The organism is Methanosarcina mangrovi (assembly GCF_052057765.1).
Lineage (GTDB): Archaea > Halobacteriota > Methanosarcinia > Methanosarcinales > Methanosarcinaceae > Methanosarcina.
Genome location: NZ_CP195120.1, coordinates 916,554 through 943,439, shown reverse-complemented (window position 1 = coordinate 943,439; position 26,886 = coordinate 916,554). Strand labels below are relative to the sequence as shown.

Below are 26,886 nucleotides of genomic sequence, written 5' to 3'. Positions count from 1 at the left end.
TTTAATGGCTAATGAAAACGAAAAGAAAGGTTTTACAGGAACTCAGTCTGGAGCAAACAAATCGTCAAGTGAAGAAATACAGAACCAACAAGATCGGGGTTTCACTGGTACTCAGCCTAGAATCGATAAAGTATCTAGTGAAAAAACGCGGAGCAATAAAAAGTAACCAAGGAGGAGTTTTTCCAAGTTCTCAACCTATAAAGTAATCAGCTGAGGATTCATAGTAACAAGGAAAGTGGGCAAATTACATAATAAATGAAGTGCAGAGAATGTTTTTTCTCTTGATGTATTGGTGTTAATCAATATTTGGGGTCCATTTTCGTTATCCTCTTCTCCTTTTCTGATCCCCGCTCCATTTACTCATAATTTCTCAAGTTATCGATTTTCCTTTACCAGTTTTTTTATAATTTTCTCCTTCCGTTTCATTTCATTGCTTTTCTTTTGGGTTAACTGGTCTTCAAAGATTATAGTGCTTATATCATAATTTTTCACTTTAGTAACAATATCATCATAAATATCAAGGTCAACATTTCCTATATCCAAAATCACGAACATGGTATAATCAAAAAACCTACTATAATCTCCTACCTGAGCCCCAGAGTTCCTGAGATGATTTTTTTCGTGCCGAGCTTAAGTTCTATTCCAATATCCAAATCAAGTTCCGAATTGCTGACAACTAAGAGCCTATCCGAAAAGTCAGTAATGCATGTTGAGAAGTCACAATAGGTCTATAATATCAAAGTATCCGTTCTGGTTTTGCATATTGCATATTGTGAAATTTATAGCAGGTAACCACTTTTCGGATAGGCTCTAGATAGACCCTTATAACTACCGTCCCCACATGGGACCTGCCTGTCAATTTGGAAATTAGATTTTTCACTCCATCAGGCGAAGTTTTAAACATATTTACGACTCATATTTATCGCAGCCTGTATGTCTGATAGAGCTCTTTTCCGGGCAGTACTTTCAAACCAGGCGGCCTGCTCATTCAATTTTTCAGGGAAAGGGCGAGAAAAATAAGTTTGTATAGGGGATTTAATATGACGTCAAAATTGATGGACTACTTTAACAAGCAACCGAGGATCGGGGTTCTCAGCACAGCAAGTAAAGACGGAAAGGTAAATTCGGCCGTATTCGGTTCACCTCAGATGACCGATGAAAAGACCGTCGTAGTTGCAACTGGTAAGAACCGAACGTTTGCAAACCTTCAGGAAAACCCTTACGCAATGTTCCTGATAATGGAGCCGGGAGCAGATATTATGGCATGGAAAGGTATCAGAGTTTATCTGAAGATGAAAGAATCTGCAACGTCGGGGAAGATGCTTGATATGATCAGAAGCGAGATCGCAAAGGTAGCTGGCGAGGAAGGGGCAAATATGATATATGCAGCTGTCGCCTTCGAGGTCATTGAGCTGAGGCCTCTCATTGATTACGGACAGGGCTGGGAGAAATCGATCTGAGTTTTCAGAAGTTATATAGATAAAAATAACAAATCAAAATCAAAGTTGTTGTGGCGCGCCAGGCTGTAAGTAGCGGGTATCGTGCCACTGCTCCGGTTATAGCGGCTATTAAAAATCAAGAATTTTTATATCTGATATTTTTCTTTTTTCCAATCACTATCTTTTCCAAATATACAAGTTCAACTTTGCTGCCCAGCGGCTCCCGCCTGAACTCCTGATACCCCAGTTTATGATAGAGGTGAAGATTTCTGATGCTATTTGATCCGGTGAAGAGTTCAAATCGAGCTACATCCCGGTGCATAAGTTCAACCTCTGTCACCAAACGAGTGCCTATCCCCAGGTTCTGCCATTCAGGGTGCACAATCAACCTGCCTATATGGCAAGTGTTATCCATTACACGAGTTCGTACGGATCCTATAATTGAACGTTCGCTGACAGCTTTGAGAAACATATGAGTACTGAACTCATCCTGGATTTCTTCGGCAGTTTGAAGCAGAGGGGGTATGGTCCAGTCATTGTAAATCCGAGCCTCACTCTGGTATGCAAGCTTTTGAAGGGCCAGGATTTGAATTGCGTCTTCGAAAACTGCCTGGGAAATTTCAATTTGTTCCGCCATATTTTTAATCCTCCTATTCCAATCCTCTTATTCTTCCCTCTATTTTTATCCACCTGATTTATAAAGTTAACAAAACTTAGTGCCAGATTTCGAAATTCTGCATGTTTTAGGAACCGCACGATGGCAAAAGATGTAGTGTAGCTGCATATTACTTTTTGTCCTGATGGAAATACCGGGGTTCCTGGGACTGCAAAGAAGTTCAAGCATATTATGAGCCAATGCAAGTATTGGCTTAGTAAACTTTATTTCGTGTTACTTCGGATTTTTATAAATATACTGGATATGATTGCAGTCGAATACTTATAAATATAGTTTCTGGCCAGACCATCGAACTATCAACGGTCAAGGGATAATTCTAGATTCAAAACAGGTATGAAGAACGAATAGTTAAAGGATATGGTCAGAAAACTTATAAGGAGTTAGATAAGAGGGATTTATGGAGTTCAGAAGTGCTTTCCAGGTACCGCCCGAACTCCACAAAACACGCCTTGAAGGCATGAGTTACGTTAGCTTTGTCTGTATTTAAGACTTAGCTTGTCTGATTCTGCCTCCTGGGTGCTAAACAGGAGAAAAAATATGGTTAAGAACAAAATTACGATAAGCATACTTCTTTTGACAATGCTGGTTGGTATGGCATTGATACCGGCAGCAAGTGCACAGGAAGAAAAAGACTATTCTGTAACTGCCGAAGAAGCCTTTAAGCATGCTAATGCAAATATGATAAGTTTCATAGCAGCCGATGCACCAGGCTTTGAAAACTGGACAGGAGCATCTATTGATTCCAAACCACTGGAGCTTTATGACATAAACGGTAAAAAATTATTTTATCGATTCTCAGTATATAAAGAAAATAAATTAATAGGTACAATCGACGTCTGTGCCGATAAAACGTTGGGACCTTCAATCTATGACATCGTATTTGATCCTGAACCTTATAAAACGGCTGAAGCCATGAAAAAATCAATAGAAATAGCCAAAAGTGAATATTCGGATGAGAAAATCAAATCAACTAATTTAGTTGTATACAGCTATCCAAGTATAGGGGCGATGACTGTGGTGAAAGACAAGGCCACTGGAGTTGAACACCGGATATTTGTAGATGCATACTCCCTTAATGAGGTTGAAGATAAACCCGCAACTGAAACCGAACCTGGAATATGGTCAATGTATGACAAGATTTTGGCTTATGGAAAGGAAAACAATTTAAAAGAATGGCAAAAAAGTGATGAACTTGCCAAATCTATAGAACTAGCAGCGGCTAATAAGGGAATTAATATTAATGCTGCAGTTACTGGAGAAAATATTGAAAAACTCAGTGACGAGGGAGTAGTGAAAAGTTCATTTACAGGTAAAATACTTGATATTAACGGTATTGGACAAGAAGACCCAAATTGGTGTGGTCCAGCATGTATCCGAATGGTTTGTATATATTATAATAAACCGACTCCCATCCCTACACAATCCTCCATTTATTACTATTTCCCTTGGGGAGATCCGGAACCTGAGTCTGGACTCTCAGCTAATGACATAGTAGAATGGGCTGAAGATAAATGGGGAAAGACGGGAACTATAGCTAGTAGTTTTTCTGATAGCGTCGCTATATCAGAAATTGAAAATGAGAGACCATTCTTCAGTATGATTCCAGGTCATTTTCGACTCTGTAAAGGATACATAGTTCAAAGTGGGTATACATATTTGCGCCTTAATGATCCTGAGCCTGTTGGTTCGACATATGGTAATCCAGGATTACTTGAACGCACATACGGCAGTTCAGAAATCCAACGTATATATGTAAGATAAAAGTTCCTCAGAGGAGTTCGATAAACTTCTGGTTTTCAACGGTTGCCTATGAACCTATATAACAACCAGCCAAAAATTGGAGTTTATCGAAACCTCTTTGTTTATAAAGTGCTGGTATGAACAAAATATAGGGGGAGTCGCTGACGTTGTTACTTTTTCATAAGTTCATAAGTTGGGGTTTAAAATGGAAGAAATAACATGTAATAAAACATATACTCTCGTAAAAGTTCTAGGAATAACTGCACTTGCAATTTTAATATTGATTGGCGTAGCAGGTGCGGCTCCATTTGCATATGTGACAAATCTGGGAGATTATGATCAGAGAGGTTATTATTACGATACGAATTATAATGGTACTCTTCCTACTCATAATGTCGCTGTAATTGACACAGCAACTAACAATGTTACAGCCAGAGTGCCTGTAGAAGGCTGGCCTAGAGATATTGCAGTCAACCCTGCAGGAACAAAGGTATATGTGGCAACTCCAGCAGGATTCGGTCCAACTATCTCGGTAATTGACATAGCGACAAATACGGTTAGTGATACAGTGAATGTAGGAGGTTATCCTATGCAAGTTGCAGTCAACCCCGCAGGAACAAAAGTTTATGTGACGGACCGTGATAGCACCAATATCTCTGTAATTGACACAGCTACAAATACTTTAATAGAACAGATTAATGTAGGGATGATTACTCGTAATGTTGTCATTAGTCCTGACGAAAAAAAAATCTATGTTACGAACACTTTCAACAATACTACTTCTGTAATTGACGCAATTACAAACAAAGTTACAACCACTATATCTGTAGGAGACAGTCCTTATGAAGTTGCAATTGCTCCTGATGGAAATAAGGTGTACGTGATTAATTCGGGTAGCAACACTGTTTCTGTAATCGACACAACTGCAGACAATGTTACGGCCACCGTGCCCGTAGGAGATGGAGATACCCCCAGTGATATTGCAGTCAGTCCTGATGGAAAAAAGGCATATGTGACAATCTCTGGTAACTACAATGATTCCGGTAACACTGTTTCTGTAATTGACACAGTAAATAACACTGTTACAGCCACAGTTCCTGTAGGAATTACTCCTTTAGGAGTTGCAGTCACACCAGACGGAAAAAATGTATATGTGACAAACGCCAAAAGCGACAATGTATCCGTAATTGACACAGACACGGACACTGTTACGGCTACGGTGAATGCAGGGGTCTACCCTACTAACGTTGTAATTGTACCTCTTACAGATTCTGATATGACCGCCCAAAGCACAGGGGCAATCTCCAATGCAACTGAAGACAGAGAGATTGAAGGAACTAATATTTCTTCATCTGAAGAAATAAACGCTGTCGAATTAAATAATTACAGCGATGAAAATAATTCAAAATCTGATAAGGATAATGGCTCAAATGAAAATGATTCGAGCAAAAATAACTCTACTCCAGGCTTCGGGTTATTGGGAAACCTGGCCGGCCTGTATGTAGGATGGAAACTTGGGAAAAGGTAATTACCCGCCGTATTCTATTTTTTGATTATTGCAGCAATGATTGTATTGCAGCACGGGCTGGTAGCGGTCGTACTGGATATGGCAGTTCGGGCGCATATGGATCATTAATTCCATACCGGCTCTCTGGAGGCTGTCGAGTTTGGTTTTGGTAACCTGGAGAGAGGTATTTTTGTTAAGGTGGAGCTGGGAAAAACCCATTCCGCAGGTAAGGGTGTGAGCGATATTTTGTCATAATTTGTCTAAAATATAGGAGACCTAATTTTTAGATAGACATGCCAAAAATTCAAAGGTTTATAATATATACAGGCCTACGTTAGATACAAACACTGATTTTATGCGGCAAAACTGTAATATTTAAACAAAAATCAATATATGAGAATATTCAGTAGAATTGAGAATTTTATAGAGAAGTACTTGAATATATAAGGAGACAATATACATATTTATATAATTTCTGGCCAAATCATCAAACTGTTAAGGTCAAGGAACTATTACAGGCAATTACAGACTCAAAATCAGTTCGAAAATCGAATTGTTTGAGAATTTACACAGAAAACTTATAAGGAGTTAGATAAGAGGGATTTATGGAGTTCAGAAGTGCTTTCCAGGTACCGCCCGAACTCCACAAAACACGCCTTGAAGGCATGAGTTATGTTAGCTCTGTCTGTATTTAAGACTTAGCTTGTCTGATTCTGCCTCCTGGGTATAAGATACACAGGAGATAAAGTAATGAACCGTAATAAAATTGGAGTAGGTATACTTGTTTTAGCAACACTGCTGATTGGTATGGTGTTAATGCCGGCAGTAAGTGCACAGGAAGAAAAAGATTATTCTGTAACTGCTGAGGAAGCTTTTAAGCATGCCAATGCAAACATGATAAGTTTCATAGCAGCCGATGCACCAGGCTTTGAAAACTGGACAGGGGCATCTGTTGATCCCAAACCGGTTGAGCTTTACGACATAAATGGTCAGAAATTATTTTATCAATTCTCAGTGTACAAAGAAAAAAAATTGATAGGTACAATTGACATTTATGCCAATAAAACGCTGGGACATTCATTCAACGACATTACGTTTGATCCTGAACCCTATAAAGTAGCTGAAGCCATGAAGAAGTCAAAAGAAATTGCCAAAAAAAATTACCCGACCGGAGAAATAAAATCAACTAAAATGGTTGTATACAGTTATCCTAAAATAGGGGCGATGACTGCGGTAAAGGACAAGTCAGGAGATGAATATCGGACATTTGTAGATGCATATACCCTTGATGAAGTGCCAGATAAACCTATAACTGAAACCAATCCAGGGGTTTGGTCAATGTATGAAATGAAATTGAAGAGTGGAGTGGAAGAGAATTTAAAAGAGTGGGAGAAAAGTAGTCAATTCACAGAATCTATTGAACAAGCAGCGACTAATAAAGGAGTTAATATTAATGCGGCAGTCACGGAAGAAAATATTGAAAAACTCAGTGGCGATGCAGCGATAAAATCTATAACAAGTGGAGACGTTTATGTTCCCCATTTTGGACAAGAAACTGAATACTACTGTGTTCCAACTAGTATACGAATGCTTTGTATGTACTTTAATGACCCGAACCCCGTCCCTTCACAAACGTCTATCTATACCTATTTGAAAGGGAAACCCCCAGTTGGGCTTACATATGATGATATTGCAAAATGGGTTCGTAATAAATGGGAAAAAACGCCAACTATTAGGACTTCTGCGCTTAATAATATTGACGTTGTTACTGAGATTGACAACGAAAGACCTTTTTTCAGTATGATTTCTGGACATTGTCGACTTTGTCGAGGATACCTATATCAAGATGGGTATTTCCATTTGCACATTAATGATCCGTGGCCTGTTGGTTCTTCAGGTCAAGTAAGATATGAATGCACTTACGGTGGCCCAGAAGTTGGACGTGTATATGTGAGGTAAAATTCCTCTGGGAGTTCGATAAACTTCTGGTTTCAACGTTTGATTACTTTATTAATAACAACAAGTCAAAGAGTGAGTTTCTCGAACTCCTTTTATTATTTGATCTCATTCTAAAATTAGTATCATGTAAAACACTATCAGTAAAAATTTTTGGGAAAAAAGTTACCTGCCGAATACACGATTTAAGTTATTTGTAGGAAACATTTCTCAAAACAGTTTCAATTATTAGATCTCTATTAGAAAATAAAGAACATCCAGGCAGTGTTTAGGATTCGCTGTAAATTTGAAATCAAGTTTTTGAGTAATATGGAGAAAAATTGACTCTCCTATAGGGAATTTTCTATTCAATAACTTTTTGAGATTTCTGATTTTACAGAAAAATAAGCACACTGTCAATACACATTTAGTATTTGCAGTGAAATTATCTTAACTATAAGAGTCCAGAAGGGGAGACTCAAAATGAAAGAAATAACATCTGATAAAGCATATAGAGAGCACATCCTCATAAAGACTTGTATAATAGTGGTGCTTGCCTTTCTACTTAAGGCGGATATCGCAGGTGCAGCTCCATTTGCATATGTGATGAGTGCGGAGAACTACATAAACAGTGGAACTGTCTCTGTAATAGACACAACAACCAACAATGTTACAAACATGGTGAAGATAGGGGGTTATCCTGGCGAAGTTGCAGTCACACCAGATGGAACAAAAATATATGTGACGGACTCAGGTATAGGCAGCAAAACTGTCTCTGTAATTGACACAGCAACCAACAATGTTACAGCCATAGTGAATGTAGAAGATAGTTCTTGGGGAGTTGCAGTTAATCCGGCAGGATCAAGGGTATATGTGTCGGTTCGTGACAGCACTAATATCTTAGTAATTAACACAGCCACAAACAGTGTAATAGCCACAGTTAATGTGGGGTTGAATCCTGATAGAGTTGCCGTCACTCCAGATGGAACAAAAATTTATGTTACGAACCATCTTAGCGACACTACTTCTGTAATTGACATAGCCACAAACAAAGTTATAGCCACTGTAAAAGTAGGAAGCAGTCCCTGGGATATTGCAGTCAGTCCGGATGGAACAAAGGTATATGTGGCAAACTCCGACAGCGACACAGTCTCTGTAGTTAATACTTCTACAAACACAGTTATAGCCACTGTAAATGTAGGAAGTTATCCTTGGGGAGTTGCAGTTAACCCGACAGGAACAAAGGTATACGTAACGAACTGGGAAAACAATTCAGTTTCTGTAATCGAGACGGAAACTAATAATGTTACAGCTACAGTTCCTGTAGGAATTAATCCTTGCGGAGTTGCAGTCACTCCTGATGGAAAAAAGGTATATGTGGTGAACTACGGCAGCAACACTACTTCTATTATTGACACGGCTACAGACAATATCACAGCCACTGTGAACGTAGGAATCAATCCTATTGAAGTTGTCTTTGGGCATTTCGTAGATTCTAATGTAACTGATCAAAGCACAAGGGTAACCTCCAATGCAACTGAAGATGTAGATGTTGAAAAAACGAATCTGTCATCTGAAGAAAAAAGCACTGCCGAACTAAATAATTCAAACAATAATAATTCAGAACCCGAGAATGGTAATAGCTCGGATGAAAATGAATCGAGCAAAAATAACTCTATTCCAGGTTTTGGATTATTGGGAAGCCTGACCTGCATTTATGGAGGTTGGAAGTTCAGGAAGAAGTAACAGAGGATCGGATAACCAAAAGTCGTTGGCGACGTTTGTTCATTTCCTATCTGGATTGATACACAAACTGTTGAAGCCTCTGGATCTGAAATTGACCATATATAAAAGGGATTAAAACCTCACATCTTTTTTTGCGGTGATTGGTATGAGCGGAATTAACCAAAAAATTGCTGTTTCTATTGTTTTTCTAATTTTAGTAATAATTGCAGGATTATTTATAAAAATGCCAGCGGATACGAAAAAAACACAAGTTAATGATGAGCTTAAAGTAGGCGGTATATATATTCAATTTGAAGATGGAGTTTCCGATTCGGAAGTTCAAACTATTCTTAAAAATTACAACCTGATTATGAACTATAGCATAAAGTACAATATTGATCATATTGCGGACGAGTACTACATTATGTTAGACAAAAATGAAAGGGATGTAAGACGCGAACTGAGTGAAGGGATGAAGGAAGAGAAAAAAGATTGGACAGTGTCTTCTCCTTCACATGTTGTCCGGAACGGAGATTCTTACGTAATCACGGTATCCGAACAGGCTGTCAATGATGAAAAGTTTCTTTCGATACTGAATAAATATGACACTCAGGTGAAAAAGTTCGTCTGGTGCTATATTCGCTTTGAAAAGCCGGACGGGTCCAGGTATTGGATATCGGAGGAAGATGCAGTCAAGATGAAAAATGAGCTCGAAAATAATGAAAGTATTTTTACCGTATCTATTGACTACATTAATGATCAGTAATTAGATACATGTTCTTAAAAACGTTTCAAACCGTAACCCTCTTCACTCCAATTGTAATAAAAAAGGTAGCCAGTTCTATTTAAAAACTGGACATTATATTATTCCGGTCTTTTCAAGAAAACCTTCCAGAGGCACGGAGTGAGTCTGGAAACCGCATACTTTGTAGGGGTCTGCTCCCATTGAGAGGGCTACGAACTGGGCAATATTCATGTGCACCATGTCATACTTTACCCCGAACTCTTTTTCAATCACGGGCTGGTAGCGGTCGTACTGGATATGGCAGTTCGGACACATATGGATCATCAACTCCACGCCGGCTCTCTGGAGGCTGTCGAGTTTTGTTTTGGTGACCTGGAGAGAGGTGTTTTTGTTAAGGTGGAGCTGGGAAAAGCCCATTCCGCAGGTAAGGGTGCGGTCTTCGTACCAGCGCACGGGGGATGCCCCGCAGGCTTCGGCTATCGTGTCTATAAGCTGGGGGTTTTCGGGGCTTCCGATTACGTCAAGATATTTGACTTTATAATAGTGGCAGGCGTGGTGGGCGGCTGCTTTAACGCCGGAGAAATCGAATTTCTTTTCTTCCCGAATCTTTTCGACTTTGCTCAGGAGGACTTCGACTGCGTGATAGATATTGGTTCTGGGGTTCATGGAGTCCTTTTCATAGACAAGGTCGTCAAAGCCTTTTTCCCGGAAGATGGAGTTGACTTTTTCCCGGACCTCATCGTTGGTATTAAGGAGTTCGCATGCGTCCTTGTTTATGGCATAGCAGGTTGAACAGAGGCAGGTAATGTTCGGGTACCCGCACTTTCTGGCGACAGCAAAGTTCCGGGCTGCAATGGCTGCTGTTGTGAGCCCTTCGAAGACATCGGTATAGTGGCCTATCCCTGTGCAGCAGGACTGCTCGTCGTTTATGCAGTAATCCACCCCGAGCCGGTCAAACACGTAACTGGTGGCTGTTTCGATTCCGGGGTATTCCTGTCCGACCATGCAGCTCTTAAACAGTAAGAGCTTCCTGTCCGGTATACTCTCTATCGCTTTCAAAGCCTAAGTCTCCGCTGTTTTTCTTCTTTTCAGTGCAGGATGTCCCTGTGCGGTCCGTCTTCAGGAAACCACGGATTCTTTTTTCCTGGACCCTTGCTTTGATCCATTTTTCCCTTTCGAAATATCCCGTGCTTTCAAGAATAGCCTGAACCTCTCCATGGGTGTCCCTGACATCCCTGGCACTGAGCCCCAGTTCGGACCGGATGGGCTCAAGGTTCCTTTTAATTCCAATCCAGCGCTCTCCAAGGTCTCTTTCCATATTACTGATGCCAGCGCCCGGGACCTTGCTGGCTCCGTTTTCTCCGAGGTATTCCCCGATCTCAAGGAAATAGGCAAGCTTTTCAACCCCGATTCCCTCGTTGATAGCCATCTGCCGCAGCACCTGCACGATTGTTACGGGGCTGTTGTTCCTGGGACAGCGCACATTGCAGGAATAGCAGTAGAAGCAGGACCAGATCATTTCGGATTCAAGCACACTGCGGTCGTTTTCGAGCACCCTCTTTACGATCTGCCGCGGGCTGTAGTCCGTAAACCGGGCTGCAGGGCAGGAAGCAGTGCAGGCTCCGCACTGGATACAGCGGTCCAGTCCGAGGGATTCAGGGGTTCGGATACTTTTTTTTGCGGTCTCTGAAAGAGTTTTACACTCCGGGGTATCGTATTCGTTTACATATTGCATCATCTTATCATCTCTCCTTCCCTGGCAAGGCTCGTAAAAGTTCCTGCAAGCCCTTTTGTGTTCGGGACATAGGCTTTTTTGAAATAGATCCGGTTTCCTGAATCTCCAAGTTCCTCTTTGAGCTTTTCAAAGTGGCTGACAGTAAGAGGATATATCACCTCAGCCCTGGGGCTGTCAGGTGGGTCCTCTACAAAAAGGACAGAAGACGCCCCATGCTTTAAGGCATGAAGCACAAGGTCTCTGTCCACTACAAGGCCCGTCGGGACCTTTATCAATTTGACATTTGAAGGGTAAGTAAGCACGCTGTTACCGATATTGTCACAGGTAAGGGATGCAATCCCGCTGTTTACAAAGCCGAGCACATCTCCTTCTTCAAGCACGCCTTCCATCTCGGCTTTGAGCTGGGGTTTCGTAAAGCCTGCGATCTGGACGGCTCCTTCCCTGCAGAGTTCGGTACAGTACCCGCAGCCCGTGCAGATAAGAGGATCGAGCACGACCCTTCCGCCCTCATTTACGGAGAGGGCATCAAAGGGACATTTTAGGCATTCTCCGCAACGAGTGCAGAGCAGCTGGTTGATTGTCGCAATTTCGTTATCCAGCACTTTTGGGCTGTCCGTAATGAAAGCCCGCGCCCTTACAGCTGCAAGCCCTGCCTGAGCAATGGCATCGGTAACATCCTTGGGGCTCTGGGCAGTGCCGCAGACAAAGATTCCGTCAAGGGAGCTGTCTACGGGTTTTAGTTTGGAGTGCCTTTCCTTGATAAAACCGCTTTCGTCCTGGCTCAGGTTCAGCACACTGGCAATTTTCCTGGTCCCGGGAGACGGCACCATTGCTGCTGAAAGCACAACCAGATCGGCAGGAAGTTCCCTCATTTTCTGGTCAAGGGTATCTTCGACCCTCACAACAAGGCTCTTATCCGGCTTTTCAACGACTTCGGCAGGCCTTCCCCGCACAAAGTTGACTCCGGTCTCCTGGACTGCCCGGTAATAGTTTTCATAGAAACCAAAAGCTCTGACATCAATATAACAAATAGTGATTTCCGTTTCCGGATATTTTTTCTTAATAAGGCTTGCATGTTTCAGGGCTGCCATGCAGCAGTATCTGGAACAGTAGCGGTTCCCCCCTTCTTTTTCATCCCTTGAGCCCACACACTGGATCATGACTATTCTTTTTGGCGTATCGGCACTTTGGGATTCACTAGATGAATCTTCGCACCTCGAATCACAGGTTGCAGGGGTCGGATCGCTGGAAGCTTTGCTGAAATCGGAGATCCTCAGGAGTTCACCTTTTGTAGGGCCATTGATGCCAAGGACTCTGGCAAGTTCCATCTGGGTCAGTACATTTTCAAAAATCCCGTATCCGTACTGGGGTTTCTGGGAGACGTCATACTCCTCAAACCCGGTGGCAACAACAACTGCCCCTACGTTAAGTTCGACAATTTCTTCCTTCTGGGAGAAGTCAATTGCTCCGTTTTTACATGCATCTGCACATTTTCCGCAGGCTTCTCCCTTTAGCTGGAGGCAATAATCGGGATCAATACAGTAGATCTTTGGAACGGACTGAGAGAAACGAAGAGAAATTGCCTTTTTGTCCATATATCCGCAGTTGAACTCGTCTTCAACCTGAGTAGGACAGACCCTGCTGCACCTTCCGCATGCCGTGCAGCTGTCTTTCACATATCTTGGCTTTTTCTTTAACCTGACCGTAAAGTTTCCTGCGCTCCCACTCAGGCTTTCAACTTCGGTCAAGGTCAAAAGTGTAATTTTCGGATGGGCTGCAACCTCATTCATCAGAGGGCTGAGTGAGCACATTGCACACTCTTCCGCAAGCTTGTCCGGGGAAAATATCTTCCCGATTTTCGCCATCTGCCCGCCTATGCTTGAGTTTTTCTCAACAAGAACAGTGAAAACTCCGTTATCTGCAAGGTTCAGCGCAGCGGTAATTCCTGCTATCCCCCCACCGATAACAAGGGCCTGCTGAGCGATATTGACTTTAATTTCATCCAGGGGCTCTATATTTTCCAGGCGTTTCAGTTTGGCCCGCAGGAGGGAAAGAGCTTTTTCGGTAGCGCCGGTCCGGTCAGGGTGTACCCAGGCACACTGTTCTCTCAGGTTTGCAATTTCAAGCCCCGCCCTGTTCAAACCGGTTTCCTGTACGCACTTTTTAAAGAGAGTGCCGTGTTTGGAAGGAGTGCACGAACCTATTACCACCCTGCCCAGGTTCCCCTCCACAATCTTCTTTTTGATGAGGGCCTGTCCCTGACTTGAGCACAGGTACTCATAATCAAAAACCGAGATCCCTTCTGCCTTAAGGGTTTTTTTCACGGCATCGATATTAACGTGTTCGGAAATGTTCCCGCTGCAGTGGCAGATAAATACGGCAGCTTTGTCCAGCCCGTCGGTCATCCCATCAGTCATTATACTAAATCTTTCAGGGATTCATATTTAAGATTTGCCGGAAAATGCCAGATAATTTACCCAAAAAGGATAGTTTTTAAAAAGTTGTTGCCAATTAGAGACAGAATGTTAGAAGAAAAGAGATATCAATGTTCTCCCGTTGATAGCATCTCACGTTGGGAATATTATACAAATTAATGTTTTAATCCTATATATACCTGAATGAAGACCTGCAAAAAATCATATTTCTCAATTTATTCCTTCCCCTGCTGTTCCAGAGATCCTGTAAATAAATTTATTGCCTATTTTTGTAAGAAAGTTTTTATATGCATATAATTATATATAGGGAGAGAGTATTATTATTAAACTCGACTGAGACACCAGACTTTTCAGGCACTTCCTCAGATTTTAAATTTAAACAAATAGAAATATATTAAACGAGGAAGGGAAAAAAATAAAAAATGTCATTTTGAATGATCGGTAAAATTCATTGAAATTGTTTTATTTGAAAATAATATATTTCCATGATCTGATGATACTGGATAAAACATGATACCTGTGCCGAATGTGAGGCACCCTACCGGGTATAAACGGCAGATGATAGCTGTGGCAGATAATGGGCTAATATCAGAAGAAGATTTTAAAATGGGAGAGGTTGAGTACGAAATGGTTGAGCTTTTGAGAAGGCTTAATATCAACAGGCCTGTAGCCTTAACTCTTGCGTGCCTCTCAAAAGGAGAAGAGATCTCTTCCCAGCGTATAGAAATGGTATCAGGGCTGAGACAACCGGAAGTCAGCATTGCAATGCGCTACCTGCGTGAAAATGACTGGGTAGACATGAGAGAAGAAAAGAAAAACCATGGCAAAGGCAGACCGGTAAAGCTCTACAAACTGACAGTCCAGATGGAAACAATCATTGACACAATAGAAGAAAACGTCATTGCTGAGAGCAAGACCATACTTCAGAACATAGAACGTCTCAAGAGCCTTTCCTGAAGAATCGGAAAAATTAGACTAATGCATTTTCCCCTTACAAGCGAGCTTGTAAGGTTCATTCTCAAATTAAAAACCTGGGAATATAATCCAGGAATACCTCTCCACAACCTGAACAACGTAATTAAGGGTTTATTATCCTCTCTTTTTGCTATTTCTTTTTTGTTTTTTCTTTTTTGTTTTTTCTTTTTTTCTTTTTCCTTTTTGTTCAAATCAGGCGTGGAAACCCCTAAAATCATTTTATCAATTGCTCAATATCTCTGGCATCCATTAGCCCATTGTTTCTATAACTAATTTAATCCCACACACGTATATTATAATGTTTTAATTATTTAATTACAGATAGAAACTCAGAGTTCTGAATACTTTTTCGATAAAGTGTATTGAGAAAGGTTTTTTATAATAATAAAGAAAAATAAGAGATTTAAATAGTTTTTAAGCTTTTTTGAGACTTTTTTGAGACTTTTTTGAGACTTTTTTGAGACTTTTTTGAGACTTTTTTGAATCCAGAAGAACTTTTTGTGAGATTAAAATAGCGGGATTTAAAGGATAAATTCCAATATAAAAAAACAATTATTTTATAGAGTTGTCAGTCAGGGCACTTTATCCATTTTAGTTGGAAGAAAGCGAAGAACGGTTAACCATCCATAAACAAACAAAAGAAGAGCAGTAGCCAGATTAGGAAGAACGTTAACTGCACAAACTGTTTAAACTTTAATTATATATAAATATATATTAAAACTAAAAGATAAGTAAATATTTATATTAATTCACTCTATAATGGTTCTTCGGGTGATTAAATGGTAGATGAAAGTGGTTTAGCTTTAGAAACTACTGACATAACGACCGAGATTCCTATATCCATGGGATCAAACGAATATGAAATGATAGAATTGTTTAGAAAAATCAATGTCAGCAGGCCAATTGCTCTTACCCTTGCCTGCCTTGCAAAAGGAAGGGAAATCTCTTCCCAAAGCATCGAAATGGTATCTGGCCTGAGACAGCCGGAAGTCAGCGTTGCAATGCGGTATCTCCGCGAAAACAACTGGATTGACATCCGGGAGGAAAAGAAATCAAAAGGTAAGGGCAGACCGATCAAGCTGTACAGGCTTACAGTCCCAATGGACCGCATTGTCAGCAAGATCGAAGAAGAAATCATAGCCGAAAGCAGACTTGTGCTGAGGAACATCGAACGTCTGAAACACATTGCCTGAAATTTATGATAGGGAATGGAATGGCTCAGAAGTCCGGTGCAAGCGCCCAAACAGCAAATTGTACATACTTCTATTATCAAGAAGCCGTTCTGTCTTAAAGGGGATTACCCCCACCCTCACTTTTTTGCTCCCTGCAACTTTTCGGTTACTATAACTTTTCTATTACTGCACCCGAATTGCGATTCGTCCGAGTTTTGCTTCCGGACCACAGGAAATCGGAGATTTCCCGGGAGTTGCACTGCAAATGCAACAGCATGAGGTCCGTTTCAGCAGAGTTGCGGTTCTGCAGCCCGAATTGCGCCTCGGGAGTACGCGGTCTGTTTCGCTTCGCTCAAGCAGACTAATTTGCAGGTTAAAATCGGGAGCTTCTCTCAAGAGGGCCAATTTTGGGATATAGTAATGAGCTGCGCTCAAGCAGAATAATTTATGGATTTTAGCAATAAGCTACACTCAAGAGGACTAAGTTAAAAACAGGTAAAGTAAAGAGACGCAGGAGAGCGGTCTTCCCCACAAATAAGAAGAAAGAAGAAAAAAGGAGGGCGAAAACGAAAAAGGCCAGGAAGAAATACCAGAGAGTAAAAAGACAAAGAAACTATCAGAAATCAAAAAGAAATAAACAGGTAACCACCAAATAAAATCTACAGAAAAACCTGTAACTGCACAAACAAAAAAGAAAAGCTTTAACAGAAAGTTAAGAAACGGAAAGTTAAGAAAAAGTATGGTGGGCCCGCTGCGATTCGAACGCAGGACCTCACGGTTATCAGCCGTGCGCTCCACCAGGCTAAGCTACGGGCCCGAAATGAAAGTAAATTAAGCTGGAAAACCTGAAAATTCTCCGAAAAGAGATTGTTGATTTGTGGTGGGCCCGCTGCGATTCGAACGCAGGACCTCACGGTTATCAGCCGTGCGCTCCACCAGGCTAAGCTACGGGCCCAGATGTCAGGTTTTTTCGAATTACCGGAATTGAAAGGCTTTTTTTAGGGAAAGCGTCCCAATCCGACAACACTTCTAATACTCGAATTACTACTTATAACTTTTGCTTGAATATTCGGGATTTTTCATACCCTAAATTTTATTTACAGGAAGCTGAGCCTATATAGCGACAGTTTTATATACGATACTGAGTGTATGAGGGAGTGCTGACAAAGCAAAAAGTAATATGGGCCGGTAGATCAGGGGTAGATCGCTACCTTGGCATGGTAGAGGCCTCGGGTTCAATTCCCGACCGGTCCACTAATTTTCCTAATTTAATGCTAATTTCTCAGTTTTTTTTATTTCTCAGTTTTCTTTTATGACAGGTTTCTATATGACCAAATTAATATGACTTAGAGTCTCTACGAAAAATATTGTGAACTACAGTCTCTTTTGTATCTGGCAGTATTCACAGCCAGGTAGATACTCGTACAGAGATACTTTGTAACTTTTACAAAGTACCCTTACCGATTTCTGGATGGACTCTTGCCAAGATTCTATATATTTGCAAATTAAATTCTAGCTCTATTTTTGGGTCGGTTTAGTCATAACTGGAACTCTCAGTCCTTCACGCCGTCGATCTCAACAATGAGATGACGCGGTCCTCGTAGAGTGACACTCTGCCTGTATGGAGGCGGATCATGCACGAGCCTGGGGTTTTCGAGCCGTCGTACGAGCTCTGTTAGTGCAATCTGCGTCTCCAACCTTGCAAGTGGGGCACCGTAACAGTAATGGATGCCGCTGCCAAATCCAAGGTGCATATTGTTCCTGCGATCAGGGTCGAATTTATCGGGATCGTGGAAGTGGGCCGGATCACGACTTCCAGAGGCTAGCAGCAGGATCACAGGCGAGCCTTTCTGAATCGTAGTACCGGCAATAGTAATATTGTCAAGAGCCACACGGTTTGGCAGAACCTGGACCGGAGGCTCGTAGCGTAGCAACTCTTCGACCAGGCGAATAACCAGATCTGGTTCACGTCGCAGCCGCTCGAGGACCTCGGGGTGCCTCAATAGTGTGAGCACTCCATTGGTGATCAGGTTCACCGTGGTCTCATGACCGGCAATGAGCAGCAAGCTTGCAGTACTCACTATATCTGCATGGGCCATCGGACCGTCGGGACCGTGGTCCGTGATGAGCCCTGAAATCAGGTCGGAACCAGGCTGCTTGCGATGGCGCTCGGTCAGCACCTCCATGTATTGCTCGAGCTCTTTAAAGGTCTTGCCAGATTGTTCTTGTCGCTGTTTCCTTTCCTCCGGACTTTCCTCAGGATCCAGGTCAATGTCTTTGATAATAGCTTCTGACAAAGCATGGAGGTGTGGCTGATCTTCGGGCGGTACCCCCAGCAGATCACTGATTATTGTCACCGGGATTGGGTAGGCGAAGTCCTCGACGATGTCGATTGACGTCTTGTCTTTCATAATATCGATCTGCCGATTTGCAAGGCGAATAATCTCAGGTTCCATACCAGCTATCCTCCCAGGTGTGTGCGGGGGACCAAAAGGCCGTGTAGCCTGACGACGCAGCCGGTCATGCTCAGGTGGGTCCAGACCGATGAAGCTTGGAGTTACTTCCGTTTCTGAACCCTGGTCGGGTGCGGACACTTCCATCTCCACTTCTTGCACCTGATTTTCAGAAGTGATCTCCTGATTGGCCGGAGGACCTGCAGGAGCACGCTCGCGCACGGAATGTTTACGGAGGTTCGAACCGATCCGCGGATCATGGAGTAGCGAGACAATCTCCCGATAAGTACTGACAACGTAACTACCATCTTTCTGTCGTATAACCGGTGTCTGGCGTAGCCGGGCATAGAGAGGATAAGGGTTAGCGCGGTTGGCGTAGTCAAGAACTTGTTCATACAAGGATTGCTGTATCATGATTTTGCCCCCTGTCATTTGGGTGGGAACCCTGGCGGCACACGAGGATCCAGAACTTCTGCACGGGTGGGCGATTCATCAGGCGGAGGGTGTACTTGGGCCCGGGCCGGTCTGTGCGGCATTTGGGCTGTGAGTAGGCTGGCCTCTAGGCGGGAATCCGGCAGTAACAGGTCGAAGTTCAGTTGGCCCGTCAGGAGCATGCAGTACAGGCGGAAACGGTGCACGGGCCTCGATCATTTCCTTGTAAGCAGGAAGCCGGCGAGCCATATTTACGGTGAGCGCTGCAACAATTCTACCCTTGCGGCCATAGACTGCAACTAAACGGCGTTCTGCAATAGAGCCTTGCGTGAGCACAACCTCGTCGGCGAAACTTGGAAGGCCAACTGTCTTCAGGTTGATGCCAAACTGACGGGACCAGAAGGCAGGCAGTGTTTTGTATGCCCGGCGATCTGCCGGAGCACTCACCATATTATGTGCGGCTGTCCTGGCCTGCTCAACAGCGTTTCCCCAGTGCTCGACCGCCAGTAGCTCGCCTTCGTAGAGCGGGTGAGGCCAGCGAGCCACGTCCCCGGCGACAAAAATATCGTCCGTGACCATTCCATTGGTATCGAAAGCACGACAAGCGGCATCACAGACGATCCCATGGGAGTCAAATGCCAACCCGGAATCACGCAACCATTCGACGTTTCTCACTGCTCCGAGAGCGACCACAGCTACGTCAATATCGAGTACATCGCCATCCGAGAGGTAGGCCCGACGCAGTCGCCCTTTTTCATCACCTTCCAGAGCCATAACCGTGACGTTGCAGCGCAGATCTACTCCATGCGCGCGCTGGAGCTGGCCAGCAAGCGTACCCGCAGCCTCACCGAGAGCGCCAATGAGGGGCGTAGCACTGCGTTCTGTGACCGTGACAGCCAGGCCTATCTCTCTGCAGACCGAAGCAACCTCGGAGCCAACGAAACCACCGCCAATCACCAGTACTCGCTTCGGCCCGGCAGCTAATCGGGCTCGTAGCCGGGCAGCGTCGTCACGGGTGCGCAACAGATATACTCCATCAAGGGCAGCCTGTGCCGGATCTGGCCATGGCCGTGCGCGCGTCCCGGTGGCGATCAACAGGCGATCAAAGCCAAACCGCCTCCCATCGGCAAGCTCAACTTCCCGGTTACTCAGATCAAGCCTTATAGCAGGCACACCAAGCAACCATTCAGCACGGAGATCCACTCTCTGAGGCAGGGTCGTGTGCTCTGTTGGTAGCCGGCCTGTGAGGACAGTTTTGGACAGAGGAGGGCGATCATAAGGAGCATGGGGCTCATCGCCGATCACAGTTAACGCCCCGGCAAATCCCTCGGAACGCAGCGCTTCTGCGGCACTCAAACCAGCCAACGAGGCACCGACGATGACTATTCTTTGTATAGAGGAGGCCGCCTTTCTGGAATCATTTCTGCTCACTGTGATTTCCTCCCTGCTGCTCCAATTGATCATCCAGCCAGCAAATACTAATCGCCTGCACCGGACAGGCTGCGGCAGCTCGCTCTACCTGCACTCGTAGCGAATAATCCGGCGCATAATCATATTCGAGTGATTCTTCGTCCTTCATCCAGAATACAGCCGGCGCGGCAAATACGCATTGAGCGTAGCTCTCACAGCGGTTAAGGTCGACTACTACTCGCAGCATTGCGAAACCTCCAGTTCCAGAAACTTAGATGAGAAACCTCTGATCTTTTCAATCTTCGGAACATGTTCTGCCGCCAGATCGTTTCATATGACGAAATGGCCTGATCAGACTGACCGGGCATCCTGCAGTGTATGCCTTCCACCATCATTAGCACAACTGGAGATTTCTCCATCTAATCCCTTTCTCCATCTAATCCCCCCTTGTCCAAGAATTATCATTACCAACTGCAGAAGTCTGCAAAAACAGCATCATTTTTGTTTATTTAGCCTGTTAACGACCTCTTCATAGTTTAACAAATCATCTTCTGCAAAAAATTCTTCTTCAAAACATTCTTCTGCAACACATTATAGTAAGCGACTTCATGATCCTGTATTAGGTGTTTAGTTATCATTTCAGCGTTTGGCCCCACCCCTATTGTACAACGCTTTCAATAACCCGGATAAACTAAAGACGAGCATGAGATAAAAACTTGTAAGATAATAATTGGAGAATTATTATATTTAAATCATTATGGATTGGTAGAAAAACCTATCTAAATAAGTTTCAAGACCGTGAGTTTCTACTTCCACTTTTTCCCTCGGACATCCTCAAGTCCTTTTCAATCCGGCCTGAAATAAGAAAGTCCGGGAAATTTACCGGACCTGGAAATCTCCTGGACTAAGGAGAGGCCCCAAGACTTTGAAGAGCGGCTAAAAGCCTGCCGAGTCAACCAGGAGATTAGAAGCCAGGTAGTAAATAGGACCGACCGGTCCATTCTGTTTTTTAATTAAATGAAAAGAGTAATTAAAGCAGAAACGTTTATAGTTTTTAATCCTGTACCCTCTGTTAAGATATTAGAGGTTTGTTTCTGGAAATGAGGGATTTATGACTAATGAGGAAGGATTTCTGTATATAATTATATTTATCAGTTTTTTCATAACCCTGGCAGGTTGTGTAACTCTCACAATTACATATACTATCCTGCGTCAAGTAAAAAATAAGCTATTCCATGAAGCTATTATCCTTGCGGGAATAGTACTCAACTTTGCCATATTAATGAACACGAACGATATATCCTGGCTGATTATAGGAACCTTGTTTTTTGCAATACCAATGATTGTTCTTGCCCCATCGGTTCTTATTCCTGACCGTCTTCAAGCCATTCCGAGTTTTTCCCGGATTCTGATCTGTTATACAATTATAGCAGTCCTGGACATTATTCTTCCCTTTATCCTTATCGTAACCGAAATTTCAATGATTTCATTCATATACTGGCATACCCCTCTTTCAAACGGCCTTGTTTATATCTGCCTGATAATAGGTTACTTCGGAATAGCAACAGTCATCTATCAGTTAATTGACAAATAATTGACAAATTGCGTATCAGCCCTCACAAAAAATTATCTGAAATGAAACGCTTTGAAGCGCTCCATTTTCAATTCTTTATTTATTTTCAATTCCTTATTTTGGGAGCTTCAGATAAATGATCGCACATATCAAGCCTAAAAAGATTATACCGATTATTCCGTATGCAGAAGAGATATCAGAGAATTTTGTGCTCCCTTCCTGCTCGTCGTCCGTGCCCGGACCCGTACTTTCATTCCCGTCATCCTGCAGAGCCCCCCGGGTTTCCGGAAAAGTCCCTTTTTCGGTTACGTTTTCAGAAGCAGCTTTTGATATCCCCGTTATTGCAAAGGAAGAGAAACCAGGGAGACCGGATGTGAAATACAGGTATGTATCATCTTCCCCCGAGAGGTTGACCTGCAGTTGCTCCCACTTTTTGTCGCTGTACCTGTTGAGAGTAATTGAAGTCTGATCTACGCTCTTGTCCTCCATCCAGATCTTTTCAACTTTGAAACAGATTACAGGATTTTCGATATTCTTTGAGGTTGCGTATCCAGAATTTCCTACCCAGACATTAAAGGACTTGTAGACTTCTCCGGCAGGAAGGGCGGAAACAAGTGAGGATTTACCTTTTAATTCCTCAACAATGGTCGTGGTCTTGCCTGCGTTCTTCTTTGCATCGAAGCTCACGTACACGACACAGGTTGCATTCTTCGTAAAGTCAAACTTTACAGCCTTGCCGTTTGTGATGAAGACCTGGGCAAGTTCCTTTACTTTAACATTCTTTGCAGGCTCAGGAGAACCCCCGCCTCCTCCGCCACCTCCACTGCTGCTCCCACCACTGCTCTTTTTCTCTACATCTATAGTTGCAGTTTCTGTATCCGTGCCGTTTGCATTGCTAACGGTCAGTTTAGCTTCGTAAGTCCCTCTTGAAGGGTACACATAAACAAAGCTCGTCTCGTCTGAGTCCTCGACTCCGTCACCGTTAACATCCCAGCTCCTTGAACTGGCATTCTGTGAAAGATCGGTAAAGAGAACTGCAAGAGGGTAATAACCGCTGGTGACATTCGTGCTGAAGGCTGCTACGGGAAGAACTGCAGCTTCTTCTTCCAGCACAGTTATCACAGCAGTTTCGATATCCGTACCGTTTTCATTGATTGCGGTCAGTTTAGCTCCGTAAGTCCCTCTTGAAGGGTACACATAAACAAAGCTCTTCTCGTTTGAGTCCTCGACTCCGTCACCGTTAACGTCCCAGCTCCTTGAACTGGCATTCTGTGAAAGATCGGTAAAGAAAACTGCAAGAGGATAGTAACCGCTGGTGACATTCGTGCTGAAAGCTGCTACGGGAAGAATTGCAGCTTCTTCTTCCAGCACAGTTATCACAGCAGTTTCGGTATCCGTACCATTTCCATTGATTGCGGTCAGTTTAGCTTTGTAAGTCCCTTTAGAAGTGTATGTATAAGCAAAATTTGCTTTATTTGAGTCTTCGATCCCGTCATTGTTTACATCCCAGCTCCTCCCTGTTGCGTTTCGCGAAGTGTCAGTAAACAGGACTGTAAGAGGGTAATAACCGCTGGTCTTGTTCACTGTGAAGCCTGCTACGGGAAGGATAGGAATTATTTCTTCCAGCACTGTTATCACAGCAGTATTTGAAGCCGTACCGTTTGAATTACTTACTGTCAGATTAACGGTATAGGACCCTGGAACATCATACACATAAACAGGATTCTGGATGGCAGAGTCGGGCTGTCCGTTGTTGTCAAAGTCCCAGCTCCATGAAACCGCATTCTCCGAAAGGTCGGTAAAAAAAACCGAAAGAGGGGCATGCCCGCGGGTCGTATTTGCCCTGAAATTTGAGACAGGAAGAACCGGTTCGGGTTCGGTCCGGGGGGTTACCAGAGGCAGGTAGTCGATATTTACCTCATTCATATAATATGGTTCCTCGGCTATACCGTCTCCATTAGCGTCAGAATGAGTCTGGGAAAAACCATCTCCTGCAGGTGTTGCCCAATAATTTCCACCAATATAAGGGCCTCCAATAATGTTTTTTTCGAATGTTTTCGTGGCATTCCAGGTACTTGTATCCGTAAATTGTACATTTAGATTGTTGTTAAAATTATTGTTATAAATAAGAGTGCCGTAGGAATCTACCATGCTTAGTCCGCTTTCACAGTTTGAAATTCGGTTCCCACTTATCCCATTATCATTACTGGACCAGAGTAAAATGCCTTCACTACAATCAAAAATATCGTTATTAATTATTGAGCCGCCTCCCCCTTCATTACCATTGTAAACTCCAATGCCAGTATTAAAATTAGAAATTTTATTATTCTGAATAGTACAGAAGAACGAAGAGTCGACAATGCCTGAGTAGCCTGATGAGCTGCCTGAACCTATTATATCGAAGCCCTTAATTGTAATGTTATTCGCATTTAAATAAAAAGCATCTTTGGTAGCTCTGATTATAGCATTATATGGACTACTTGATACAAGAACCAGATCTGGCACTGTAATAGTAACGTTTCCAGGATAAGTTCCGGGATTCACTATTATAGTATCTCCCGAAACCGCGTCATTTAACGCAGCCTGAATTGTCGTGTAATTTCCGGATCCGTCATCATCAACATAAATCGTTGCAGCTGCTGCACTTCCGGCAATAACCTGAAGTACAAGGATCAGCATAAATAAAACAGATAATTCTCTTTTCATTTTCTGCATAAGAATAACCCCTGCAAACTACTTTAGCATCTCAATATCAATAGTTACCGCAAATCCCCATTTTAAGCCGTATAAGATGTATTCTATGGTTGCGACACTCGATTTAAAAGATAAAAGTATCTTGAACCAGACTTCTTGATTTTTAAGAGTGATTTATATTACGAAATTGGCAATTTGATATAAAATTAACTAAATTGTCCCGTATTTTATTGAGAAGTTGTAATTTTTTATGTTTTCAACAGAGAAGGAATTAAGATTTTCTAATAACATTCACATAAGTTATTCAGAAAAGTTTCGAACCTGTTGAGCCTCAGTTTTCAGTATACGGAAGAGATGAAAATAGAAATTCCCAGAGGTATTCAAAAAAAGATCTGGCTAGCTATGAGCATGATCCGGTTGTGACCTGCATATGGTACATAACACTATAAAATAAAGAAATAATTAAGGATTTATATAATATTTGATATATAATAGATAGTAAAGATTACCCTTCCTACTTGGGGGTAAGGAAGAGTAAGGAAACTTCGAGCTTACGTTCGGACAAAAATCTGGACCTAAGCCAGACAGAATTTCGGGTTTCAGTTATACAAAATTTCGGAATTAAGCCGGACAGGATTCCGTAATCAAGCTGGAAATATCTCACTAAGCTGGAGATATCTTTTCGATACCTGTAATTTTTTTATCGGGTAGCCGACAGCATCAGATTTGAGATTCAAAATGACTCTGGAGGTAAGTATAATGGAAGATGCAGCTACAGAATACAGTGTTGTGGAGTATGAGGTACTGTCGGTCCCCTGGTGGCTGGTTGTGCTGGAAGGAATTATTACCGTCGTCATCGGCTTATTTCTGTTGTTCTCACCTGTATCGACAACCATAACGCTGGTTCAGATACTCGGGATCTTCTGGTTTCTGGGAGGAGTAATTTCAATCATTTCATTGCTGGTAGACAGGGAGAACATGGGCTGGAAACTGCTCTCCGGTGTGATTGGTATTCTTATCGGGGTAATGGTATTTGTGTACCCATACAGCCCTTTCGTGATTCTGGCACTTTTCGTAATCATACTGGGGATCTGGAGTATTATATATGGGGCAGTCAGATTTGTCTGGGCACTCAAAGGAGGCGGACTGGGAACGGCGATTCTCGGGATCCTGACAATTTTCCTCGGGGTACTCCTGCTGGTAAACCCCCTGGCAGGTGCCGTTGTCCTGCCCTGGATATACGGGATTTTACTTGTTATAGGCGGGATTGCAGCACTTATTGGCGGGTTTAGAATGAAGTCAGGGAAAAAAACTTCGTATCCGGGATAAGATTTCCAGAAACAGAAAACTTGAAGGCTGGGAAGTATTCCCGGAAATGGCAGTACAGCGCAGGATACAATCCAGGATTAAATTCAGGATGAAATTCAGGATGAAATTCAGGATGAAATGCGAGGTGAAATGCCATATTCAGTGCCATATGCAGTGCCGGGCCCGCAACCAGTCCGTAAGAATTGGCGGGCCTTTAAATATCCCACATCAATAAATATCTTAAAAACGTAGAGAATTTACATGCGCAAAGCCATATTCGCAACAGCAGGACTTGTCCTTCTTTCCTTCATCCTTTCAATTTATTTTTACCCGCAGGTCCCGGAGCAGATGGCAACCCACTGGAACTCTCAGGGGGAAGTAGACGGTTATATGTCGAAGCTCTGGGGGCTCTTTTTCATGCCGGTAGTGATAACGGGGCTTGTAATTATGTTCCTGGTAATTCCGAGGATCGACCCCAGGAAAGAAAATATAGAAAAATTCAGGAAGTATTATGACGGGTTTATAGTGATACTGGTTTTGTTTCTGGTCGTGGTCCATCTCCAGATACTGCTCTGGAACACAGGAGTTCGGATCAGCCCCAATGCCGTGCTTCCTCTGGGGATAGGGCTCCTGTTTTATTATATAGGGATTCTTACGGAAAATGCGGAGCGAAACTGGTTTATTGGCATCAGGACTCCCTGGACTCTCAGCAGTGAAAGAGTCTGGAAAAGGACTAATCGGCTTGGAGGGAAACTCTTCAGGATAGCAGGGATAACTGCAGCCTTCGGGGCTTTTTTCCCGAAGCTTGCAATCTATTTTATCCTCGTACCCGTAATTTCGGTAGCCGGGTTTACTGTTGTTTACTCATATCTCGAATACCAGAAGGAACTTAAAGAAAATGAAAAGGAGCAAATTAGTGGGTGAAGAAAGGG

23 protein-coding genes and 3 tRNA genes are annotated in these 26,886 nt (G+C 42.9%); 13 read left to right on the top strand and 13 right to left on the bottom strand.

Features of this window, described 5'->3' with window-relative positions; translation table 11 throughout:
* Nucleotides 1-4: 4 nt before the first annotated feature.
* Nucleotides 5-166: a hypothetical protein gene (locus tag ACSAZL_RS04505; protein ID WP_440947537.1), complete on the top strand. Its 162-nt coding sequence runs from the start codon at nucleotides 5-7 to the stop codon at nucleotides 164-166.
* 874 nt (nucleotides 167-1,040) lie between these two features.
* Nucleotides 1,041-1,460 carry a pyridoxamine 5'-phosphate oxidase family protein gene (locus ACSAZL_RS04500; protein WP_440947536.1) on the top strand — a complete coding sequence of 140 codons (420 nt, stop codon included), beginning with the start codon at nucleotides 1,041-1,043 and terminating at the stop codon, nucleotides 1,458-1,460.
* 115 nt (nucleotides 1,461-1,575) lie between these two features.
* Here ACSAZL_RS04500 and ACSAZL_RS04495 read toward each other — a convergent pair whose 3' ends face one another.
* Entirely contained in the window at nucleotides 1,576-2,076 is a 501-nt protein-coding gene (locus tag ACSAZL_RS04495) for a GNAT family N-acetyltransferase (RefSeq protein ID WP_440947535.1), read from the bottom strand.
* A gap of 576 nt (nucleotides 2,077-2,652) precedes the next feature.
* Between ACSAZL_RS04495 and ACSAZL_RS04490 the strand changes: the two genes are divergently transcribed.
* Entirely contained in the window at nucleotides 2,653-3,876 is a 1,224-nt protein-coding gene (locus tag ACSAZL_RS04490) for a C39 family peptidase (RefSeq protein ID WP_440947534.1), read from the top strand.
* A 184-nt stretch (nucleotides 3,877-4,060) separates the two neighbouring features.
* A complete protein-coding gene (locus tag ACSAZL_RS04485; protein WP_440947533.1) occupies nucleotides 4,061-5,383 on the top strand; it encodes a YncE family protein in 1,323 nt (440 codons plus the stop codon).
* Here ACSAZL_RS04485 and ACSAZL_RS04480 read toward each other — a convergent pair whose 3' ends face one another.
* Nucleotides 5,384-5,581 carry a hypothetical protein gene (locus ACSAZL_RS04480; RefSeq protein WP_440947532.1) on the bottom strand — a complete coding sequence of 66 codons (198 nt, stop codon included), beginning with the start codon at nucleotides 5,579-5,581 and terminating at the stop codon, nucleotides 5,384-5,386. It lies immediately after the preceding gene.
* 531 nt (nucleotides 5,582-6,112) lie between these two features.
* Here ACSAZL_RS04480 and ACSAZL_RS04475 point away from each other — a divergent pair.
* The 3 genes from ACSAZL_RS04475 (at nucleotide 6,113) to ACSAZL_RS04465 (ending at nucleotide 9,788) form a co-directional block, all read left to right on the top strand.
* Complete coding sequence (locus ACSAZL_RS04475) at nucleotides 6,113-7,321, top strand: C39 family peptidase (protein ID WP_440947531.1); 1,209 nt, start codon at nucleotides 6,113-6,115, stop codon at nucleotides 7,319-7,321.
* Nucleotides 7,322-7,780: 459 nt separating this feature from the next.
* Entirely contained in the window at nucleotides 7,781-9,043 is a 1,263-nt protein-coding gene (locus tag ACSAZL_RS04470; protein ID WP_440947530.1) for a YncE family protein, read from the top strand.
* A 349-nt stretch (nucleotides 9,044-9,392) separates the two neighbouring features.
* The gene (locus tag ACSAZL_RS04465) at nucleotides 9,393-9,788 is read left to right on the top strand and encodes a UPF0228 family protein (RefSeq protein ID WP_440947529.1); all 396 of its coding nucleotides are present in this window, start codon (nucleotides 9,393-9,395) and stop codon (nucleotides 9,786-9,788) included.
* 93 nt (nucleotides 9,789-9,881) lie between these two features.
* On the opposite strand, the gene hdrB is transcribed toward ACSAZL_RS04465, so the two are convergent.
* Genes hdrB through hdrA form a run of 3 tightly spaced genes read right to left on the bottom strand, consistent with a single transcriptional unit; the run spans nucleotide 9,882 to nucleotide 13,919 of the window.
* Nucleotides 9,882-10,826 (bottom strand): ferredoxin:CoB-CoM heterodisulfide reductase subunit HdrB, encoded by a 945-nt coding sequence (hdrB, locus tag ACSAZL_RS04460; RefSeq protein WP_440947528.1) that lies wholly within the window; start codon nucleotides 10,824-10,826, stop codon nucleotides 9,882-9,884.
* Nucleotides 10,780-11,505, bottom strand: a complete 726-nt coding sequence (hdrC, locus tag ACSAZL_RS04455; protein ID WP_440947527.1) for a ferredoxin:CoB-CoM heterodisulfide reductase subunit HdrC — start codon at nucleotides 11,503-11,505, stop codon at nucleotides 10,780-10,782. Before hdrC ends, hdrB begins: the two co-directional genes overlap by 47 nt.
* The gene (hdrA, locus tag ACSAZL_RS04450; protein WP_440947526.1) at nucleotides 11,502-13,919 is read right to left on the bottom strand and encodes a ferredoxin:CoB-CoM heterodisulfide reductase subunit HdrA; all 2,418 of its coding nucleotides are present in this window, start codon (nucleotides 13,917-13,919) and stop codon (nucleotides 11,502-11,504) included. The genes hdrC and hdrA overlap by 4 nt, the downstream gene beginning before the upstream one ends.
* Before the next feature lie 576 nt (nucleotides 13,920-14,495).
* Between hdrA and ACSAZL_RS04445 the strand changes: the two genes are divergently transcribed.
* Nucleotides 14,496-14,894, top strand: coding sequence for a transcriptional regulator (locus tag ACSAZL_RS04445; RefSeq protein ID WP_440948783.1), 399 nt, complete (start codon nucleotides 14,496-14,498; stop codon nucleotides 14,892-14,894).
* Here the strand turns inward: ACSAZL_RS04445 and ACSAZL_RS04440 are convergent.
* The gene (locus ACSAZL_RS04440) at nucleotides 14,861-15,103 is read right to left on the bottom strand and encodes a hypothetical protein (RefSeq protein ID WP_440947525.1); all 243 of its coding nucleotides are present in this window, start codon (nucleotides 15,101-15,103) and stop codon (nucleotides 14,861-14,863) included. The genes ACSAZL_RS04445 and ACSAZL_RS04440 overlap by 34 nt on opposite strands.
* A 588-nt stretch (nucleotides 15,104-15,691) precedes the next feature.
* Here ACSAZL_RS04440 and ACSAZL_RS04435 point away from each other — a divergent pair.
* On the top strand, nucleotides 15,692-16,105 hold the full coding sequence (locus ACSAZL_RS04435) for a transcriptional regulator (RefSeq protein WP_440947524.1): 414 nt from the start codon (nucleotides 15,692-15,694) through the stop codon (nucleotides 16,103-16,105).
* A gap of 162 nt (nucleotides 16,106-16,267) precedes the next feature.
* Here the strand turns inward: ACSAZL_RS04435 and ACSAZL_RS04430 are convergent, their stop codons facing one another.
* The 3 genes from ACSAZL_RS04430 to ACSAZL_RS04420 all read right to left on the bottom strand — a co-directional run bounded on the left by ACSAZL_RS04430 (nucleotide 16,268) and on the right by ACSAZL_RS04420 (nucleotide 17,039).
* Entirely contained in the window at nucleotides 16,268-16,519 is a 252-nt protein-coding gene (locus ACSAZL_RS04430) for a hypothetical protein (RefSeq protein WP_440947523.1), read from the bottom strand.
* Between the two features lie 305 nt (nucleotides 16,520-16,824).
* Nucleotides 16,825-16,901: transfer RNA gene (locus ACSAZL_RS04425), tRNA-Ile, on the bottom strand.
* 61 nt (nucleotides 16,902-16,962) lie between these two features.
* Nucleotides 16,963-17,039: transfer RNA gene (locus tag ACSAZL_RS04420), tRNA-Ile, on the bottom strand.
* Nucleotides 17,040-17,266: 227 nt separating this feature from the next.
* Here ACSAZL_RS04420 and ACSAZL_RS04415 point away from each other — a divergent pair.
* A tRNA-Ala gene (locus ACSAZL_RS04415) sits at nucleotides 17,267-17,338 on the top strand.
* Between the two features lie 299 nt (nucleotides 17,339-17,637).
* On the opposite strand, the gene ACSAZL_RS04410 is transcribed toward ACSAZL_RS04415, so the two are convergent.
* The 3 genes from ACSAZL_RS04410 to ACSAZL_RS04400 form a co-directional block, all read right to left on the bottom strand.
* Nucleotides 17,638-18,951 (bottom strand): cytochrome P450, encoded by a 1,314-nt coding sequence (locus tag ACSAZL_RS04410; protein ID WP_440947522.1) that lies wholly within the window; start codon nucleotides 18,949-18,951, stop codon nucleotides 17,638-17,640.
* A gap of 78 nt (nucleotides 18,952-19,029) precedes the next feature.
* Entirely contained in the window at nucleotides 19,030-20,433 is a 1,404-nt protein-coding gene (locus ACSAZL_RS04405; protein ID WP_440947521.1) for an NAD(P)/FAD-dependent oxidoreductase, read from the bottom strand.
* Complete coding sequence (locus tag ACSAZL_RS04400) at nucleotides 20,387-20,626, bottom strand: ferredoxin (RefSeq protein WP_440947520.1); 240 nt, start codon at nucleotides 20,624-20,626, stop codon at nucleotides 20,387-20,389. Before ACSAZL_RS04400 ends, ACSAZL_RS04405 begins: the two co-directional genes overlap by 47 nt.
* A gap of 864 nt (nucleotides 20,627-21,490) precedes the next feature.
* Between ACSAZL_RS04400 and ACSAZL_RS04395 the strand changes: the two genes are divergently transcribed.
* A complete protein-coding gene (locus ACSAZL_RS04395; RefSeq protein ID WP_440947519.1) occupies nucleotides 21,491-21,973 on the top strand; it encodes a hypothetical protein in 483 nt (160 codons plus the stop codon).
* A gap of 93 nt (nucleotides 21,974-22,066) precedes the next feature.
* On the opposite strand, the gene ACSAZL_RS04390 is transcribed toward ACSAZL_RS04395, so the two are convergent.
* Nucleotides 22,067-24,667 (bottom strand): PGF-pre-PGF domain-containing protein, encoded by a 2,601-nt coding sequence (locus tag ACSAZL_RS04390; RefSeq protein ID WP_440947518.1) that lies wholly within the window; start codon nucleotides 24,665-24,667, stop codon nucleotides 22,067-22,069.
* A 738-nt stretch (nucleotides 24,668-25,405) separates the two neighbouring features.
* Between ACSAZL_RS04390 and ACSAZL_RS04385 the strand changes: the two genes are divergently transcribed.
* Together ACSAZL_RS04385 and ACSAZL_RS04380 are read left to right on the top strand one after the other, a co-directional pair.
* Entirely contained in the window at nucleotides 25,406-25,975 is a 570-nt protein-coding gene (locus ACSAZL_RS04385; protein ID WP_440947517.1) for an HdeD family acid-resistance protein, read from the top strand.
* Nucleotides 25,976-26,215: 240 nt separating this feature from the next.
* The gene (locus ACSAZL_RS04380; RefSeq protein WP_440947516.1) at nucleotides 26,216-26,878 is read left to right on the top strand and encodes an SdpI family protein; all 663 of its coding nucleotides are present in this window, start codon (nucleotides 26,216-26,218) and stop codon (nucleotides 26,876-26,878) included.
* Nucleotides 26,879-26,886 lie beyond the last annotated feature (8 nt).